The sequence below is a fragment of the Brucella sp. NBRC 12953 genome, assembly GCF_040369775.1.
GTDB lineage: Bacteria > Pseudomonadota > Alphaproteobacteria > Rhizobiales > Rhizobiaceae > Brucella > Brucella pseudogrignonensis.
Genome location: NZ_BAABSV010000002.1, coordinates 324065 through 341345, shown reverse-complemented (window position 1 = coordinate 341345; position 17281 = coordinate 324065). Strand labels below are relative to the sequence as shown.

Here is a 17281-nt window from a genome sequence, read left to right as displayed (position 1 = left end):
TTTATGCCTCCTGATTGTGTCAGCCGCCCGATGTCCCCGTCTTTTGTTCAGCTTTCAGGGTTTTCTCGATCACCGGCATGAAATTGGTGACCATTGTTTCAACGCCCTTTTCATTCGGATGCATTCCGTCTTCGAGCAGCAGCCCCTTTTGCGTGGCAACGCCGTCGAGGAAGAATGGATAAAGCGGCACGCCATATTTCTGTGCAAGCTTCGGGTAAATCGGGTTGAATTTCTCGGCGTAATCCTTGCCCATATTGGGTGGTGCCATCATGCCTGCAAGGATAACGGAAATGCCGCGTGTCTTGAGGCGCGACAGCATTTCATCGAGATTTTTCTCGGTAATGTCGGGGGAAATACCGCGCAGCGCATCATTGGCACCCAGTTCCAGGATGACCAGATTGGTGCCATCAGGGATCGACCAGTCAATGCGTGCTAGCCCGCCAGTTGTGGTGTCGCCCGATACGCCGGCATTTTCGATGCTGACTTCATAACCTTTGGCGTCCAGCGCTTTTTCAAGCTGCTGCGGGAAGGCGGCGTTAGAAGGCAGAAGATAGCCCGCCATCAGACTGTCGCCAAAGCCAACGATCTTGACCTGTGCAAGCTGTTCGGTCGGCAAAGCATCTTCAAGACCGGTCGGATCTTCCTGCGCACGCGCACCGGTAGCAATAAAAGACGCAGCTATGACAAAAATCGATAGCCATACCGGGATCGAGAGTTTGAAACGCATCGTTAGCAACCCATATCTAGCAAAGGCGGGCAAATCGCCCAGAGGACTTCTCTTCAATTTCTGGCGCAAAACAAGTTCAAATTTGTGGCGCGCTCTGGCCTTGAATAATCATATAGGAAGAAAAAAGCGTGACGGAACAGGTGACTTCGCTAAATCATGGCCCGATCATCGAGCTTGAGAATGTTCATCTGACACTGGGACATGCGGCATCATCCGTACATGTGCTCAAAGGCGTCTCGCTTTCAATTGCCCAAGGGAAGTCTGTTGGTATCGTTGGTCCGTCAGGATCGGGCAAGTCCACACTTTTGATGGTGCTGGCCGGTCTTGAGCATATTGATCAGGGAACGGTCAAGATTGCCGGTGAAACCATCAGCCAAATGACCGAGGATCAGGCTGCCGCTTTTCGTGGCGCCAATATCGGTATCGTTTTCCAGTCCTTCCACCTCATCCCGAATATGACCGCATTGGAAAATGTCGCCGTCCCTCTGGAGCTTGCCGGGCGCAAGGATGCTTTTGAGGTGGCCGAACGTGAATTGCGCGCTGTTGGTCTTGGCGAACGCCTCACGCATTATCCGTCAGAACTGTCGGGTGGTGAACAGCAGCGCGTGGCCATTGCCCGTGCGCTTGCGCCAAGCCCGAAAATCCTGATTGCCGATGAGCCGACAGGCAATCTCGACACGGCTACAGGTCGTCAGATTGCCGATTTGCTGTTTTCCAAGCAGCGCGAAAACGGACTGACCATGGTCCTTGTCACGCATGATCCATCATTGGCTGCACGATGCGATCAGGAAATTCCGGTGCGTTCCGGCCGTATTGAGGAGCCTGCACGAAAAGAGCCAGCGCTTGAAACAGCGGTGGCTGGCGAATGAGCAGGCCGATGAGCAAGTTTGCTTCCTTCTCTCTCGCTCTCCGCTTTGCATTGCGTGAAATGCGTGGCGGGCTCTCCGGATTTTATATCTTTCTGGCCTGTATCGCCTTGGGTGTCGCAGCGATTGGTGGCGTGAATTCAGTTGCACGTTCGGTCAGCACAGGGATTGCAGCCGAAGGCCAGAGTATTCTTGGCGGCGATGTCAGCTTTGCGCTTAATCAGCGCGAGGCAAGTGCCGACGAGCGCGCTTTCATAGACCAGCAGGGCAAGGTTGCCGAAAGTGCCACGATGCGCTCCATGGCACGTCTGCCGGATGGCTCCGATCAGTCGCTGGTTGAAGTGAAGGCGGTTGATGCCGCCTATCCGCTTTATGGCGCATTGAAAGTAGCACCTGAGCTTTCGCTTGATGACATGACGAAACAGCAGAATGGTGCCTATGGCGCCGCTGTCAGTCAGGATTTTCTCAACCGCATGGGCGTCCAGCTTGGAACGAAAGTTTTGCTTGGTTCTGAAACTTTTGAGCTGCGTGCATTGATCGAAAGCGAACCCGATCTTCTGTCGTCGGGCTTTAATTTTGCGCCGCGTTTTCTGGTTTCGATGGATGGGCTTCGAGCGTCTGGGTTGATCCAGCCCGGAAGCCTTGTCGATCATATTTATAAGGTGGCATTGCCGGATGGTGCACCCGATTCCGCAATTGCTGAGCTTCGCACCCGTGCAGCTACAGATTTTCCGGATGCAGGCTGGAATATCCGCTCACGCAACAACGCAGCCCCGGCGCTGACCGCAAATATCGAACGCTTCTCGCAGTTTCTCACACTGGTGGGCCTGACGGCGCTTATTGTTGGTGGCGTTGGTGTCGCAAATGCTGTGCGTGCCTATCTTGATGGCAAGCGCGGCGTGATTGCGACGTTTAAATCATTGGGTGCGCCTGCACGTTTTGCAGTGCTGGTCTATCTTGTGCAGATCATGGTGATTGGCCTTATCGGCATCGTTTTAGGTTTGGTGCTTGCCGCGATCATTCCATATGCAGCCGCTTTGGCGCTCGCCAATTATCTGCCCGTTGCAGGTGGCGGCGGCTTCTTCCCGCAAGCGCTTGCTTTGGCGGCAGTCTTCGGTCTCATCACGACGCTTGCTTTTGCGATTATCCCGCTTGGTCGTGCGCGTGAAATTCCGGCAACCGCGCTATTTCGCGAACAGGGCTTTGAACAACGCGGATTACCGCCACTTCTTTATCTAACGCTTGCTGTTTTGCTGATTGCTGCTTTGGCAGGCTTGGCACTTTACGTCGCTTATGATCGACGGATTGCTGCGATCTTCATCGTATCATCGATTGCTGCGTTTGGTGTTTTGCGGCTGGTCGCGGACGGTATCCGTTGGCTGGCGCGTCGCGCGCCGCGCACGCGTTCGACAGCAGTTCGGCTTGCTGTTGGCAATATCTATCGACCTGGCGCGCTGACACCATCCGTGGTGCTTTCGCTTGGACTTGGCCTCACGCTGATAGTGGCGATTGCGCTCATTGATGGTAATCTGCGGCGTCAGGTGACGGAGAATATTCCGGCACAGGCTCCGGACTTTTTCTTTGTCGATATTCAGAACAATGACATCGGTGATTTCACCAAGCTTGTGAGCGGCATTGTCCCGGATGGCAAACTCACCTCCGGTCCGATGCTGCGCGGTCGTATCGTCGCTTTTAACGGCACGAATGTTCGTGACATGACCATTCCACCGGAAGCAGCCTGGGTCCTGCGTGGCGACCGTGGCATTACCTTTGCTGACAAAGTTCCAGAAAATTCGACGCTGACCGAAGGCGAATGGTGGCCCGAAAATTACTCCGGCGAGCCGCTTGTTTCTTTCGCAGAACGTGAAGGCAAGGAGCTTGGGTTGAAGCTTGGCGATACGGTTACGGTCAATGTGCTTGGCCGTAACATCAATGCCAAGATTGCAAGCTTCCGGCAGTTACAATGGGAAACACTGGCGATGAATTTCGTCATGGTGTTTTCGCCGAACACTTTTGCCGGTGCGCCTGCCACATGGCTAGCAACGCTTACAATTCCTGATGGTCAGAAGAACCTGGCGCCCGATGTCCTGCGACAGGTTACAAAAACATGGCCAGCGGTTACGACCGTCAGCGTGACTGATGCGCTGGATGTGGCGAATGATCTGATCAGCCAGCTTGCAACGGCAATTCGGGCTGCTGCATCCATCGCTCTTGCGGCTTCTGTTCTGGTATTGGGCGGTGCTCTGGCTGCAGGCAACCGCGCCCGCGTTCACGATGCGGTTGTGCTGAAAACGCTGGGTGCCACGCGCGGCACGCTGATTGCAGCCTATATTGTTGAATATATGCTTCTGGGCCTTGCAACAGCGGTATTTGCGCTGGTCGCAGGCGGCGTTGCTGGCTGGTATGTGGTGGTTGAAGTCATGAAGCTGAAGGCGCAGTTCTTGCCGGACGTCGCGCTGATGACGGTGGTTGTGGCACTCGTTCTAACCGTTGGATTCGGTCTGGCCGGCACATGGCGCGTGTTGGGTCAGAAGCCTGCAACCGTGCTCCGAACCATATGAAGCATTTGTAGCCTTGCAGCTTAAATTCGCTTAAGCCCTTGGACCGCATGGATAATGCGATCCAGTTTTCAAGTCGTTTATCACGATTTTTTACAGCTGGTACTTGTGTGAGAACGCTAAAATCCCCATAATAAAACGCAGGCATGCTGGGGTCCCGCCAGCGGCGCCTGGGAGCGGCTCGAAATGAGCCTGACCCCGACACCGGACGGGACAACGCAAAAGGATTTAAGTCATGGCTGACTTTCGCAATATTCAGGCACAGCAGAGGCCGGTAGGTGGCGCTCGCGTTGGTGCTGACATCGATCAGGGCCTCCGCAGCTATATGCTCGGCGTCTACAACATGATGGCAATTGGTCTGGTTGTTACAGGCCTTGCTGCTTTGGCTGTCTCATCGCTGGCAACCACAACCGATCCGTCGGCAGCTGTTGCACAGCTTGCAAACGGCAAAATGCTCACCTCACTTGGTGCAGCACTTTATACATCGCCGCTGCGCTGGGTGGTTATGCTCGCTCCGCTCGCAGCTGTATTCTTCCTGAGCTTCCGCATCGAGCGTCTGTCGGTTTCGACTGCTAACGCCGTGTTCTGGGGCTATGCAGCTCTCGTCGGTCTGTCGCTGTCGTCGGTCTTCCTGGTCTTTACCGGCCAGAGCATCGTTCGCACCTTCTTCGTAACGGCTGCTTCGTTCGGCGCATTGTCGCTCTATGGTTACACGACCAAGCGCGACCTGTCCGCAATGGGCTCGTTCCTGATGATGGGTCTGTTCGGCCTGATCATCGCTTCGGTCGTTAACATCTTCCTCGGCTCCACCGCGCTGCAGTTTGCAATCTCGGTGATCGGCGTTCTGATCTTCGCAGGTTTGACCGCTTATGACACGCAGTCGATCAAGGAAATGTACTTTGAAGGTGATTCTGCGGATTCGCAGGGCCGTAAGGTTGTTATGGGCGCGCTGCGTCTGTACCTCGACTTCATCAACATGTTCATGTTCCTGCTTCAGTTCGTGGGCAACCGTGACTAAGAGCATGTCTCCCAAAAGTGGGAACCAGTTTTGGGATAAAGACCTGCTGAGAAGATACTAAACGAAGAATACGTGAGGGCAGCGGCAACGCTGCCCTTTTTGCTTTTCAAGCGGGCAGCCCGGAGTCATGCTGGACGGGCAATTTTAACTGAGTCTTGGCCTCCAACATGCCCCATATCCGCGATTTCAAGCCCACTGATATTGAAGCCATCACGATGATCTACACGGAAGCTGTGCTGAACGGTTCCGGTTCTTACGAGATCGAGCCGCCCACCATTGAGGAAATGGCACGGCGCTTCGACATCTTTGTCGAGCAGGGCTTTCCAATTCTTGTTGCGGAAGAAAATGGACTGGTCTTGGGCTATGCCTATATCAGCTATTTCCGCACCCGCCCGGCCTATCGCTGGCTTGCGGAAGATTCGATCTATATCGCACCCGATGCCAAGGGGAAGGGCGTCGGCAAGCTTCTGCTTGGCGAACTCATCCAGCGTGCGACAGCATTAGGCTTCAGGCAGTTGCTGGCGGTGGTTGGTGATGGTGAGCACAATATCGGCTCTGTGAAGCTGCATGAGAGCTTGGGATTTATCCATTGCGGACGAATCCAGGGCTCAGGCTTCAAGCATGGGCGCTGGCTTGATACGGTCCTCATGCAGCTGTCGCTCAATGGAGGCTGCACTGTTGACCCTGGCGAGATGCCGCTGGCTTAATTATCAACCAGCTTCAGGCTCTTATCGAAAACGCGGAGCACACGTTCAAGCTCGTGTCCGCGTTTCATAATGAGACCGCTTGCAGATATCACAGAATAGGCACCCTGCTTCTGGGCAAGCTTTGGATTTTTCTCGACGCGGAAAAGCGGGACCTCGCTCGCACGGCGGAAAATAGAGAACACCGCTCTGTCTGCGAGATGGTCAATCGCATAATCGCGCCATGCACCTGTCGCGACCATGCGGCCATAAATATTGAGGATTTTGCCAAGCTCGTGTCGGTCGAAGCTGACGGTCGGAGCAGGCGGTTTTATCTGCCCTAGAGGTACAACCTTGGGCGATGCCGAAGGATGGGAAAGCGAATGAGAGGACGCATCCTCGTTCGCAGCGCTTGGTCTATCCATGTCCTTCCTTTCGTCGCCGACATTGATTGTAAAGGAAACGCGGGAACACCGATCAAATCAGCTCATGACAGTAAGGTGATGCTTTTGTAAAATGATTGCAAGACCATGAAGCTTCTATGGCAGCTTCTGCCAAGCTTATCCTATAAAAATAGGTCCCAATTTATTGTATATTAGTTGATCACGAAAAGAGAATGCTTGTTCTCAATGGTGATTGTTAGCCACATTTTGGCCTTGTCAACTTCGCATTCCGGCCTGATTATAACGTCAGCATCTACACGTTGCCTGAGACGGTTCGGTTCGGGTATGTCCGACCCCAAGCCCCCCGCCCAAAGGACTGCCCGAACCGAACCAACCTTTACTGGCCTACAGCGTAATTCCTTAAACTTGAACCAGTTTAAGGTAAAAGATTACCATAAATATAAAGTGTTAGAGCGACCTTTGTGCGTCCAAAAGGGCGCACTGCGCGTTAGCCACTCAGACAGATGCAACGCTTCCTAAAAATCAAAGATTTTACGTATTCACCAAGCATGGATTGTGTCTGCCTAGGAAGTCTAGAGACCTAGCCGATCTTCCTGTTTGAAAATAGCTGCACCGTGAATCTGGCCAAGAGCATTGTCGCTTTTGCTTTCCTGCAGTACGACCGCACAGCCGGTCACGTCTTTGCGCGTGAGTTCTGAGGCAGGCAGCTCAATCTTCAGAGCTTTGCCATCCCACATGCCGATTGTATTGATGTCAGTCACGGTGTTGCGATAGGTGACTGACTGCCCGGCGTTCTCACCCTTATCAATCGGGATTGTCACTGAATCGCGCAGGTAAAACATTACCACATGAACGGGCTTTGCAGGCTTTTTGCCTGCCGCTATCTCTATAGACAGACGACCGTCATCAAGCTTCTTGATACTAACAGGAACATTGAGCTTGCTGGCCGCAATATGCTGCTTAACAACCTCGGCATCGCCGCCATTCATTTCCGATGCGCCATTTACGATCGCTTGAGGCGTGTAGACCATCTTCGCATTGAACGAATTGCGATAGGCATTCTGGCGATCTGTATTGTCCTGAGAAGCTAGCGTATCGCGCCAGCCCATATAATCCCAGTAATTGACGTGGAATGACAGTGCGAGCACGTTCGCATCATCGGCGTATTTCGCCAAATTCTTGTCAGCCTGTGGGCAGGATTTACAGCCCTGACTGGTATAAAGCTCAAGAACCGAAGTTCGCGTGCTGCTATCTTGGGCCTTTGCCACCCCATGCATGGATAGACACCCGGTGAAGGCCAAACCCAGCGCGGCACAAACACCGCGCAAGCCGGGAACGTATTCACCGGAAAGCCATGTATTTGTCCCTTGGAAGGGCGAATGGAAGGTCACTTTGGGTTCATCCTGCAATAATTGACGCTGACATCTATTATGTAGGAATTACGACGATCAATAGGAATTCACGTTGCAGTGAGATTTGCAGGCAATGTGTTTCTTTTATCTCACTGTCACAATCTATGGAAAAGCCGCCGAATTGCTCCGGCGGCTTTTTATTTCGACGATTTCGCTGATTAAGCAGCGAGATCGCGCAGAACGGTCTGCAGAATGCCACCATTCTTCATGTAGTCGAGCTCGTCCAGCGTATCGATACGGCAGATGAGCGGAACCTTCTTCACCGTGCCATCGGCATAGGTGATGGAAGCTTCAACCTTCTGGCGCGGGCGTACATCGGCAAGGCCTTCGATGGAGACGATTTCATCGCCCTTCAGACCGAGCGTCTGCCAGCTTGTGCCTTCCTCGAAGACGAAAGGCACAATGCCCATGCCAACGAGGTTGGAGCGGTGAATACGCTCAAACGACTGCGCAATCACGGCCTTGACGCCAAGCAGGTTGGTGCCCTTTGCAGCCCAGTCACGCGACGAGCCATTGCCATATTCGACGCCTGCGAAGACGACGAGTGGAACACCTTCTGCCTTATACTCCATTGCCGCGTCGTAGATCGAGGTTTCTTCCTTCGACGGGTAATGGATGGTGTAGCCGCCTTCACGACCGTTTTCGCCCAGCATGTGGTTACGAATACGGATATTGGCGAAGGTGCCGCGCATCATCACTTCATGGTTGCCACGACGCGTGCCGTACTGGTTGAAGTCAGCAATGCCGACGCCATGGTCGATGAGATACTTACCAGCAGGCGACTGTGCCTTGATGGAACCTGCAGGCGAGATGTGGTCGGTCGTGATCTTGTCGCCGAAGAGGCCCAAAACGCGGGCGCCCTTGACGTCTGCAATCGTACCAGCCGACTTGCCCATGCCCACGAAGTAAGGCGGGTTCTGTACATAGGTTGAATTGTCGTCCCATGCATAGGTCTGGCCAGCAGGAACCTGCACGGCCTGCCAGTTTTCGTCGCCCTTGAACACATCCGCATATTTCTCCGAGAAGACTTTGCGGGTGACATTCTTGGCGATGAATTCCTGGATTTCAGCCGATGAAGGCCAGATGTCACGCAGGAACACCGGATTACCGTTCTGATCTTCGCCAAGTGGCTCTTTGGTCAGGTCCTTGGTGACCGTGCCAGCAAGCGCATGAGCAACAACCAAAGGCGGCGAAGCCAGATAGTTTGCCTGGACGTCAGGCGAAACACGACCTTCAAAGTTACGGTTGCCGGAAAGAACGGCTGCCGCAATCAGACCCTTTTCATTGATGGTCTTGGAGATCGGAGCAGGCAATGGACCGGAGTTACCGATACAGGTCGTGCAACCGAAACCAACAAGGTTGAAGCCGAGCGCATCAAGGTCTTTTTGCAGGCCAGCCGACTCAAGATAAGCGGCAACCACCTGGGAACCAGGAGCGAGCGAGGTCTTGACCCAAGGCTTGGTCTTAAGCCCCTTGGCAACGGCGTTGCGTGCCAGAAGACCGGCAGCAATCAGAACGCTTGGGTTCGAGGTGTTGGTGCACGATGTGATAGCGGCAATTGCCACATCGCCATGACCAAGATCATAGTCTTCGCCTTCAACGGCATAACGCGTGGTCTGGCCGGTGGTCTTCTTGTATTCGGTTTCAAGCGAAGTTGCGAAACCCGATCCGATGTTTTCCAGCGCAATGCGGCCTTCAGGACGCTTTGGACCAGCCATCGATGGAACCACGTCACCCATGTCGAGTTCAAGAATGTCGGTGAAGACCGGGTCTTCGGAACCCTTTTCACGCCACATGCCCTGCGCACGGGAATAGGCTTCAACAAGCGCGAGACGGTCTTCTGCGCGACCGGTCGTGTTCATATAGTTGAGCGTTTCCTTGTCGATCGGGAAGAAGCCGCAGGTTGCGCCATATTCCGGGCCCATGTTCGCAATAGTCGCGCGATCAGCGAGCGTCATGTTTTCGAGGCCTTCGCCGAAGAACTCGACGAACTTGCCGACGACGCCCTTCTTGCGCAGCATCTGCGTGACGGTGAGCACGAGATCTGTTGCGGTCACGCCTTCTTTGACCTTGCCGGTCAGGCGGAAGCCGATGACTTCCGGCAGCAGCATGGAAACCGGCTGGCCGAGCATCGCAGCTTCCGCTTCGATGCCACCAACACCCCAGCCAAGAACGCCAAGGCCATTGACCATGGTGGTGTGGGAATCGGTGCCGACGCAGGTGTCAGGATAAGCAACGGTCACGCCGTCCTCTTCCTTGGTCCATACTGCCTGTGCCAGATATTCGAGGTTCACCTGATGGCAGATGCCTGTGCCCGGAGGAACGACGCGGAAGTTCTTGAATGCCTGCTGGCCCCATTTCAGGAAGCGGTAGCGTTCGCCATTGCGCTGATATTCAAGATCCACATTGGCCTTGAATGCGCTGGGATTGCCGAATTCATCGACGATGACTGAGTGGTCGATGACGAGATCGACAGGAACCAGTGGGTTGATTTTTTCAGGATCGCCGCCGAGTGCCTTGAGGCCATCGCGCATGGCTGCAAGGTCAACAACGGCAGGAACGCCGGTGAAGTCCTGCATGAGCACGCGTGCCGGGCGATAGGCGATTTCTGCACCTGCCGAACCGCGATCTGTGAGCCATGCGGCAACAGCTTCGATATCCGACTTCTTGACGGAGCGGTCATCTTCAAAGCGAAGCAGGTTCTCAAGCAGAACCTTCATGGAAAATGGAAGTTTGGAAATGCCAGTAAGACCGTTCTTTTCGGCTTCGGTCAGGCTGTAATAGACATAGTCCTTACCGTTGACGGTAAGCGTTTTGCGGCTTTTGAAACTATCAATGTTTGACACGTTAGTTCGTCCTCATGCTACTGGCCGGAAAACCAGGACGAACGCCTAGGCTTGCGTTTCAAGGACGCGCCAAGGTGCGGGTGCAGTCATTTCCGCTGTCCGTCCCGAAACCTGTGCTCTCACGAGCGCCAAGTGTTTGAGATCGGCCAAAATTTGTTTCCACACCGACCGCTGGCATGGTAACTCAGATATAGGGAGTTTCTTATAACGATTCCAGACAGATTATCGTGAACGTCATCCCTTGCGGCAAAATGTTGCGATATCCCATTTGGCGTATGCCAAATGTGGTAAGGAGAGAATATGCGGCTTGGGGCCGAAAATCTGGCGGGCGAGCGCGGCGGCGAAACGATCTTTGCAGGTCTTTCATTTGAAGTATTGTCCGGCGAAGCGCTGATTGTCACTGGCCCGAACGGCTCCGGAAAGTCTACTTTACTGCGCATTATCTGCGGTCTGCTTGCCCCTGAAGTTGGTAAGATCGAGCTGTTGGAAGACAGAGCCGCGTTGCCCGTTCGAGCTGCCTGCCATTATCTCGGCCACCAGAATGCAATGAAGCCAGCTTTAAGCGTGCGTGAGAACCTTTTATTCTGGCAGAAATTTAACGGTTCCGCACGATTTGACATCGATGAAGCACTGGAAGCGGTTGATCTGCCGGGCGTTGATCATCTGCCTTTCGGCTATCTCTCGACAGGGCAAAAGCGCCGCGTTTCCATCGCCAAGCTACTGATCAGCCACCGTCCGCTCTGGATTGTCGATGAACCGACCGCTGGTCTCGACAAGGCATCCGAAGCGCGTTTTGCTGAATTGATGCGAGACCATATGGGAGAGGGCGGCATGGTGATTGCCGCAACGCATATTCCGCTCGGCCTCGAAGGCGTGCGGACGCTCGACATGGCGCAATATTCGCACGAGGTCGTGTGATGCTGGCACTGTTTCTGCGAGATTTGCGTCTGAGTTTCCGTGCCGGCGGCGGCGCGCTGATCGGTATTCTGTTCTTTCTGGCAGTCATTTCAGTGATGCCATTTGGCGTCGGTCCCGATCTCAATCTGCTGGCGCGCATTGGGCCCGCCATGCTGTGGATCGGCGCTTTGCTGGCAACACTTCTCGGCCTCGACCGGCTGTTTCAGGCGGATCGCGAAGATGGCTCGCTTGATCTGCTACTGATCGGCGCAGACCGCCATATGCTGGCTTTTACAGTGTTTGTGAAATGCGTCGCTCATTGGGTCGCGAGTGTTCTGCCGCTGGTCATTGCCTCGCCGATGCTTGGGCTTTTCATGAATATGGATACGACGGCAACCGCTGCAACAGCGCTCACACTTCTGGTCGGAACCCCCGCAATTGCCTTTATCGGCGCTGTCGGCGCTGCACTTGCTGTGGCTTTGCCGCGGGGCGGCCTGCTGGTTTCGGTGATCGTGCTGCCGCTGACCATTCCAGTGCTGATTTTCGGCGTATCTGCTTCTTATGGCGCGACTGATATGGTGGCGCCTTTCTTTGCACCGTTTCTTATTCTCTGCGCATTGACTTTGTTTTTTGCAGTTTTGGGGCCGATCTCTGCGGCGGCTGTTCTTAAAACGTCGGCGGATTGACGCAGTTGATTACGGTCAATTGAACGCCCAATCGGGTCGGGTTAAATAAAGGTCATGACGAAAGACATCGTGAAAACCACAAGCTGGCTCGATCTGGCAAATCCCACGCGCTTCCTCGCTTTCGTGGGCAAGGTATTGCCGTGGCTTGGCGGCCTGTCTGCGCTCATTCTGGCAACTGGCCTTTATATGGTTTTCCTGTCGCCGGATGATTACCAGCAGGGACTGACTGTCCGTATCATGTATATCCATGTGCCTTTCGCATGGCTTTCCATGATGTGTTATTCGATCATGGCAATTTCGGCGCTGGGCACGCTGGTCTGGCGTCATCCGCTGGCCGATGTTTCGATCCGCGCTGCGGCTCCCTTGGGCGCGGTGTTCACAGCACTTGCACTTGCAACCGGTTCGCTCTGGGGCAAGCCGATGTGGGGTACATGGTGGGTGTGGGACGCGCGTCTTACCTCCGTCTTCGTGCTCTTCCTGATGTATCTTGGCATTATCGCGCTGTCGCGTGCAATTGATGATCCGGCCAAAAGCGCCAAGCCTGTGGCGGTGCTCACACTGGTCGGCTTCATCAATATTCCGATCATCAAATTCTCGGTCGACTGGTGGAACACATTGCATCAGCCAGCATCCGTCTTCCGTATGGATGGCCCGACCATTGACGGCTCCATGCTTCGTCCGCTTTTCGTGATGGCCATCGGCTTCACACTGCTGTTTCTGGCGCTTCACATGATGGCGATGCGCAATGAAATCTGGCGTCGCCGGGTGGCTTCGATGAAAAAGCTCGCAGCCCGCAATGTGGATCGCAATCGCGCCAAACAGGCCGGGGAGCGTGCATAATGGGCAATCATCTAGGCTTTGTTCTGGCATCTTATGGCATTACGGTTGTCGCACTTGCTGTCACCATCGGCTGGATATTGATTGATCAGCGTATCCAGAAAAGTGAGCTGAAACGGCTTGAGGCGCAGGGTGTGCGTCGCCGTTCTGCCAAAGCATCCGGTTCTGCGAAATGACTGAGACAACGCAAAAGCAACCCGCATCCAAGAAACGTTCAACCTGGGTGGCATTGCTGCCGCTGCTGATCTTCGTGGCACTGGCTGCGGTTTTTGCTGTGCAGCTTTTGTCGGGCAAGGATAGCTCGACCATCCCGTCGGCACTTATTGGCAAGGATGCACCGCAAACCAGTCTGCCAGCCGTTGAAGGTTTGACACGCGACGGCGCGCCTGTTCCGGGGCTCAACAGCGAAGATTTCAAGGGCAAGCTTACACTGGTCAATGTGTGGGGATCGTGGTGCGTTCCTTGTCGTCAGGAGCATCCGCTGCTGATGGAAATCGCCAAGGATGAGCGCATTCGCGTGGTTGGCCTCAATTACAAAGACCAGCCCGAAAACGCCCGCCGTTTCTTGGGCGATCTCGGTAATCCGTTTGCTGCCGTCGGCGCCGACCGTGCCGGACGCTCAGCCATTGAATGGGGCGTCTATGGCGTGCCTGAAACCTTCCTCGTCGATAAAGACGGCAAGATTGTCTACAAGCATGTCGGGCCGTTTACGCCGGAATCTGTGAAGAACGATCTGATGCCAGCGGTGGCCAAAGCACTGCAATAATAAAAGTCTATAAAATGGAAAAAGCCCCGCATGTGCGGGGCTTTTGCTTTTTTAGTTCAATCAATCAGGCAGTTTCCGCACTGCGCCCTTGGCAGCACTGGTTGCCATGGAAGCATAAGCCTTTAGCGCAGTTGAAACCTTGCGCTTGCGCTCTTCAAGCGGCTTCCAGCCTGTTTCATTCTGCTCGGCGCGGCGTTCTGCCAGCGTTGCATCATCAACAGCCAGATGAATCTTGCGGTTTGGAATGTCGATATCGATGATATCGCCCTCACGCACCAGACCGATTGTGCCGCCTTCGGCTGCTTCCGGCGAAACGTGACCGATCGAAAGGCCCGAAGAGCCGCCCGAGAAACGTCCGTCGGTGATCAGCGCGCAAGCCTTACCCAGACCCTTCGACTTGAGGTAACTGGTCGGATAGAGCATTTCCTGCATACCCGGACCGCCGCGCGGGCCTTCATAGCGGATCAGCACAATGTCGCCAGCCTTGATCTTGCCGTTCAGAATGCCGAGCACGGCGGAATCCTGGCTTTCGAAGATGCGGGCAGGGCCGGAGAACTTCAGAATGGAATCATCCACGCCTGCGGTCTTCACGATGCAGCCATCTTCCGCGAGATTGCCGTAAAGTACCGCCAGACCACCATCCTGACTGAATGCATGTTCCTTGGAACGGATGACGCCCTTTTCACGGTCAGCATCGACGCTGTCAAAGCGGCGTTCCTGAGAAAAGGCAACCTGTGTCGGCACGCCGCCCGGAGCCGCCGAATAGAACTTATGCACCATTTCGCTATTGGTACGGGTGACGTCCCAATGATCAAGCGCTTTGCCCATGGTTTCACTGTGCACGGTCGGCAGATCGGTATTGATGAGGCCTGCCTTGTCGAGCTGACCCAGAATACCCATGATGCCGCCCGCGCGATGCACATCTTCCATGTGAACCGTGTTGTTGGCGGGTGCGACCTTGCAGAGAACCGGCACGCGACGCGACAGGCGGTCGATATCGGCCATGGTAAAGTCGATTTCGGCTTCCTGTGCGGCTGCAAGCAGATGCAGAACCGTATTGGTCGAGCCGCCCATGGCAATGTCGAGCGTCATGGCGTTTTCAAAGGCCGGGAAGCTCGCTATCGAGCGCGGCAATACGCTTTCATCGTTCTGCTCATAATAACGGCGAGCAAGATCGACAACCAGATGACCGGCTTCAACGAAGAGGCGCTTGCGGTCGGCATGGGTTGCAAGCGTCGAACCATTGCCCGGCAGCGACAGGCCAAGCGCTTCGGTGAGGCAGTTCATCGAGTTTGCGGTGAACATGCCCGAGCACGAACCACAGGTCGGGCAGGCAGAGCGTTCAATCGCCTTGACCTGATCGTCGGTGTAGCTGTCGTCGGCAGCTGCGACCATTGCGTCAACGAGGTCGAGTTTCTTGACCTGGTCGTCCCAGATAACCTTGCCGGCTTCCATAGGACCACCGGAAACGAACACGACCGGGATATTGAGGCGCAGAGCAGCCATCAGCATACCGGGAGTGATCTTGTCGCAGTTGGAAATGCAGACCATCGCATCCGCGCAATGGGCATTGACCATGTATTCCACCGAGTCGGAGATCAGTTCACGCGATGGCAGCGAATAGAGCATACCGTCGTGACCCATGGCGATGCCGTCATCGACCGCAATGGTGTTGAATTCCTTGGCAACGCCGCCCGCACTTTCGATTTCGCGCGCAACCAACTGACCCAGATCCTTGAGGTGCACATGGCCCGGCACGAACTGCGTGAACGAGTTCACCACAGCAATAATAGGCTTGCCAAAATCCTCATCTTTCATGCCGGTGGCGCGCCATAGGCCGCGCGCGCCAGCCATATTGCGGCCGTGGGTGGTAGTACGCGAACGATAAGGAGGCATTTTCAAACCTTTTAGGAACTGTTCTAACTTTGATGCCGGTATGACAGAATCATTTCCGCAGAGCAAAGCGCAAATTGCCCCAGAGACTGCACTGGCGCACTATTTTAAAAGGCACGTTGCATTCCACGGAAGGTTCAGGCGTGCAACAGCAATTGCAGGCACCGACGCCGATAATCTAACATATCGTTGATATAATGCAAAAGATTTAAAGCTTTAAACGTAAGGAAATTTCTTAAAGCTCATTTGTCGCAGAAGCCATGGCGCTATCGAGAAGCGCATTGGCTGTCTTCATACGCTGTTCTGCCGCCAGACGAAACTCTTCCGGCAGACGATCGGGGTGATTGTTCGCTGCAAAGCTGCGACGCAGTCGCTGTAGCTCGGAGCGTTTCATCCCCGGTTTAAGATCGAGTTCACTGCGAATTGATGCGGGAGAATGGTTCTTCATCCGCTCGACCAAATCGCGTTTCACATTCTCCGCTTCATCATCGACTTCATTTGTGTCGAAAGAAGGAAAGGTTGTTTGAGTAGCGGGTCCCGAACTTGAAATCGGGCTGAAGCCAGCTGAGAAAACCGCCGAAGCAAGGCCGATATGCGGGCGATGCGTTTGCTCGTCGCTGTCGCCATCCGCTTCAGTTTCTTTCAGCACTGTTGCAAAATCGGGAAAGTTTTGGCGCATCAAACCTGCTGCACAATTTCAGACGATAGTGCCGTTGCTAGAGCTCGTGTCAGCACATAGGGCGGAACCGGTTTTTGAAATACCGGAACTTCCGGGTATCGAGCCGCCAGATGTGCAGGTAGACCGCCGCCAGTATGAATAACCACGAAGATATTCTGACTTTTCAAGCGGTCTAAAATGGGTTCCAGATCACCGTCAGCAAGGTTCACGTCGAGGATCGCAGCATCGACTGGCTGCTTGCTGATGAGGTCTATGGCTTGTCTTACTGTGCCGACGGGGCCGACAACGGTTCCGTTGGCATCTTCTACAGTCGCGGCCACGTCGAGGGCGACGAAAATTTCGTCCTCCACGACCAGTACCTTTCTCTGCTCAAGATTATCCATCGTCTTTCCAGTGTCGCTTTCGATTTAAACTTACATGAGGCCCATTTGCGCGGGCTATCACAGAGTCAATGCGCAAGGACACAGGGAGGTTCCCTGAGAGAATAGGATACTAGACTAATGGTGAATCAAATCTTTACTTCGCTGAAGTCTCAAGGCGAAGTTTCAAAGGGTTGATCCTGCCTCGCCTCGTCAATTTTTAGAAAGCGGTGAAGGTGAGGGTGGTCAGAGAACGCACGATGTTTGGAATGTTCAAAACGTTCTCATTGATGAATTTGCCGATATCGTCGCCTTCTTTGACGTAGATTTTGGCCAGAAGATCGAACTCACCGCTCGTCGAATAGAGTTCCGATACGATCTCACGCTGATAGAGCGTATCCGCAACTTCATAGGTCTTGCCAGGGGCACATTGCAGTTGCAGGAAAACGGGCTTCATATTTCTTCCTTTCGCCACCAGTTGCCCGGCGGACAAGTAACTGGATTGCCGGTCGCGTTTGCTGGTTTCAAGCACGGCCACTGGAGTGAAATCAAGTGCATTTCACACAAGTCCCTGCCGTTTCACAATCAGCACTAATTTACTGAATTGTGTTTTTAATAGAGGAAGGCGATAAGACTCCCTAAAAGTTGAA

The 17281-nt window shown here is 54.2% G+C and carries 17 protein-coding genes; 9 read left to right on the top strand and 8 right to left on the bottom strand.

Annotated elements, in window-relative coordinates:
• Nucleotides 1-19 precede the first annotated feature (19 nt).
• On the bottom strand, nucleotides 20-727 hold the full coding sequence (locus ABWV94_RS05485; protein WP_064320031.1) for an arylesterase: 708 nt from the start codon (nucleotides 725-727) through the stop codon (nucleotides 20-22).
• 140 nt (nucleotides 728-867) lie between these two features.
• Between ABWV94_RS05485 and ABWV94_RS05480 the strand changes: the two genes are divergently transcribed.
• From ABWV94_RS05480 to ABWV94_RS05465, 4 genes are all read left to right on the top strand, one after another.
• Nucleotides 868-1596, top strand: coding sequence for an ABC transporter ATP-binding protein (locus ABWV94_RS05480; protein ID WP_502905154.1), 729 nt, complete (start codon nucleotides 868-870; stop codon nucleotides 1594-1596).
• Nucleotides 1597-1604: 8 nt separating this feature from the next.
• The gene (locus ABWV94_RS05475) at nucleotides 1605-4154 is read left to right on the top strand and encodes an ABC transporter permease (protein ID WP_353412783.1); all 2550 of its coding nucleotides are present in this window, start codon (nucleotides 1605-1607) and stop codon (nucleotides 4152-4154) included.
• A 232-nt stretch (nucleotides 4155-4386) separates the two neighbouring features.
• Entirely contained in the window at nucleotides 4387-5169 is a 783-nt protein-coding gene (locus ABWV94_RS05470; protein WP_353412781.1) for a Bax inhibitor-1/YccA family protein, read from the top strand.
• 167 nt (nucleotides 5170-5336) lie between these two features.
• Nucleotides 5337-5876 (top strand): GNAT family N-acetyltransferase, encoded by a 540-nt coding sequence (locus tag ABWV94_RS05465; protein ID WP_064320034.1) that lies wholly within the window; start codon nucleotides 5337-5339, stop codon nucleotides 5874-5876.
• On the opposite strand, the gene ABWV94_RS05460 is transcribed toward ABWV94_RS05465, so the two are convergent.
• The 3 genes from ABWV94_RS05460 to acnA all read right to left on the bottom strand — a co-directional run bounded on the left by ABWV94_RS05460 (nucleotide 5873) and on the right by acnA (nucleotide 10514).
• Nucleotides 5873-6277 carry a DUF2794 domain-containing protein gene (locus ABWV94_RS05460; protein ID WP_064320035.1) on the bottom strand — a complete coding sequence of 135 codons (405 nt, stop codon included), beginning with the start codon at nucleotides 6275-6277 and terminating at the stop codon, nucleotides 5873-5875. The genes ABWV94_RS05465 and ABWV94_RS05460 overlap by 4 nt on opposite strands.
• Nucleotides 6278-6828: 551 nt before the next feature.
• Nucleotides 6829-7563: a DUF1223 domain-containing protein gene (locus ABWV94_RS05455; RefSeq protein WP_039859477.1), complete on the bottom strand. Its 735-nt coding sequence runs from the start codon at nucleotides 7561-7563 to the stop codon at nucleotides 6829-6831.
• Between the two features lie 263 nt (nucleotides 7564-7826).
• On the bottom strand, nucleotides 7827-10514 hold the full coding sequence (acnA, locus tag ABWV94_RS05450) for an aconitate hydratase AcnA (RefSeq protein WP_113496073.1): 2688 nt from the start codon (nucleotides 10512-10514) through the stop codon (nucleotides 7827-7829).
• A 300-nt stretch (nucleotides 10515-10814) separates the two neighbouring features.
• On the opposite strand from acnA, the gene ccmA reads away from it, so the two are divergent.
• From ccmA to ABWV94_RS05425, 5 genes are read left to right on the top strand one after another with little or no spacing between them, the layout of a single operon-like run.
• On the top strand, nucleotides 10815-11432 hold the full coding sequence (gene ccmA, locus ABWV94_RS05445) for a heme ABC exporter ATP-binding protein CcmA (protein ID WP_113496072.1): 618 nt from the start codon (nucleotides 10815-10817) through the stop codon (nucleotides 11430-11432).
• Nucleotides 11432-12097, top strand: coding sequence for a heme exporter protein CcmB (ccmB, locus tag ABWV94_RS05440; RefSeq protein WP_113496071.1), 666 nt, complete (start codon nucleotides 11432-11434; stop codon nucleotides 12095-12097). The genes ccmA and ccmB overlap by 1 nt, the downstream gene beginning before the upstream one ends.
• A 54-nt stretch (nucleotides 12098-12151) precedes the next feature.
• Nucleotides 12152-12937 (top strand): heme ABC transporter permease, encoded by a 786-nt coding sequence (locus ABWV94_RS05435; protein ID WP_353412777.1) that lies wholly within the window; start codon nucleotides 12152-12154, stop codon nucleotides 12935-12937.
• Nucleotides 12937-13110: a heme exporter protein CcmD gene (gene ccmD / locus ABWV94_RS05430; protein WP_105518052.1), complete on the top strand. Its 174-nt coding sequence runs from the start codon at nucleotides 12937-12939 to the stop codon at nucleotides 13108-13110. Before ABWV94_RS05435 ends, ccmD begins: the two co-directional genes overlap by 1 nt.
• A complete protein-coding gene (locus tag ABWV94_RS05425) occupies nucleotides 13107-13700 on the top strand; it encodes a DsbE family thiol:disulfide interchange protein (RefSeq protein WP_007873112.1) in 594 nt (197 codons plus the stop codon). Before ccmD ends, ABWV94_RS05425 begins: the two co-directional genes overlap by 4 nt.
• A gap of 60 nt (nucleotides 13701-13760) precedes the next feature.
• Here the strand turns inward: ABWV94_RS05425 and ilvD are convergent, their stop codons facing one another.
• The 4 genes from ilvD to ABWV94_RS05405 form a co-directional block, all read right to left on the bottom strand.
• Nucleotides 13761-15596, bottom strand: a complete 1836-nt coding sequence (gene ilvD / locus ABWV94_RS05420; protein WP_064320042.1) for a dihydroxy-acid dehydratase — start codon at nucleotides 15594-15596, stop codon at nucleotides 13761-13763.
• A 232-nt stretch (nucleotides 15597-15828) separates the two neighbouring features.
• Nucleotides 15829-16272, bottom strand: coding sequence for a hypothetical protein (locus ABWV94_RS05415; RefSeq protein ID WP_113496069.1), 444 nt, complete (start codon nucleotides 16270-16272; stop codon nucleotides 15829-15831).
• Nucleotides 16272-16655 carry a response regulator gene (locus ABWV94_RS05410; RefSeq protein WP_007873120.1) on the bottom strand — a complete coding sequence of 128 codons (384 nt, stop codon included), beginning with the start codon at nucleotides 16653-16655 and terminating at the stop codon, nucleotides 16272-16274. Before ABWV94_RS05410 ends, ABWV94_RS05415 begins: the two co-directional genes overlap by 1 nt.
• A gap of 196 nt (nucleotides 16656-16851) precedes the next feature.
• Nucleotides 16852-17088 carry an Lrp/AsnC ligand binding domain-containing protein gene (locus ABWV94_RS05405; RefSeq protein ID WP_007873124.1) on the bottom strand — a complete coding sequence of 79 codons (237 nt, stop codon included), beginning with the start codon at nucleotides 17086-17088 and terminating at the stop codon, nucleotides 16852-16854.
• Between the last annotated feature and the right edge of the window lie 193 nt (nucleotides 17089-17281).

Coding starts and splice junctions, on each gene's coding strand:
- ABWV94_RS05485 (WP_064320031.1), bottom strand. CDS start 727: ATGCGTTTCAAACTCTCGATCCCGGTATGGCTATCGATTTTTGTCATA.
- ABWV94_RS05475 (WP_353412783.1), top strand. CDS start 1,605: ATGAGCAAGTTTGCTTCCTTCTCTCTCGCTCTCCGCTTTGCATTGCGT.
- ABWV94_RS05470 (WP_353412781.1), top strand. CDS start 4,387: ATGGCTGACTTTCGCAATATTCAGGCACAGCAGAGGCCGGTAGGTGGC.
- ABWV94_RS05465 (WP_064320034.1), top strand. CDS start 5,337: ATGCCCCATATCCGCGATTTCAAGCCCACTGATATTGAAGCCATCACG.
- ABWV94_RS05460 (WP_064320035.1), bottom strand. CDS start 6,277: ATGGATAGACCAAGCGCTGCGAACGAGGATGCGTCCTCTCATTCGCTT.
- ccmA (WP_113496072.1), top strand. CDS start 10,815: ATGCGGCTTGGGGCCGAAAATCTGGCGGGCGAGCGCGGCGGCGAAACG.
- ccmB (WP_113496071.1), top strand. CDS start 11,432: ATGCTGGCACTGTTTCTGCGAGATTTGCGTCTGAGTTTCCGTGCCGGC.
- ABWV94_RS05435 (WP_353412777.1), top strand. CDS start 12,152: ATGACGAAAGACATCGTGAAAACCACAAGCTGGCTCGATCTGGCAAAT.
- ccmD (WP_105518052.1), top strand. CDS start 12,937: ATGGGCAATCATCTAGGCTTTGTTCTGGCATCTTATGGCATTACGGTT.
- ABWV94_RS05425 (WP_007873112.1), top strand. CDS start 13,107: ATGACTGAGACAACGCAAAAGCAACCCGCATCCAAGAAACGTTCAACC.
- ilvD (WP_064320042.1), bottom strand. CDS start 15,596: ATGCCTCCTTATCGTTCGCGTACTACCACCCACGGCCGCAATATGGCT.
- ABWV94_RS05415 (WP_113496069.1), bottom strand. CDS start 16,272: ATGCGCCAAAACTTTCCCGATTTTGCAACAGTGCTGAAAGAAACTGAA.
- ABWV94_RS05410 (WP_007873120.1), bottom strand. CDS start 16,655: ATGGATAATCTTGAGCAGAGAAAGGTACTGGTCGTGGAGGACGAAATT.
- ABWV94_RS05405 (WP_007873124.1), bottom strand. CDS start 17,088: ATGAAGCCCGTTTTCCTGCAACTGCAATGTGCCCCTGGCAAGACCTAT.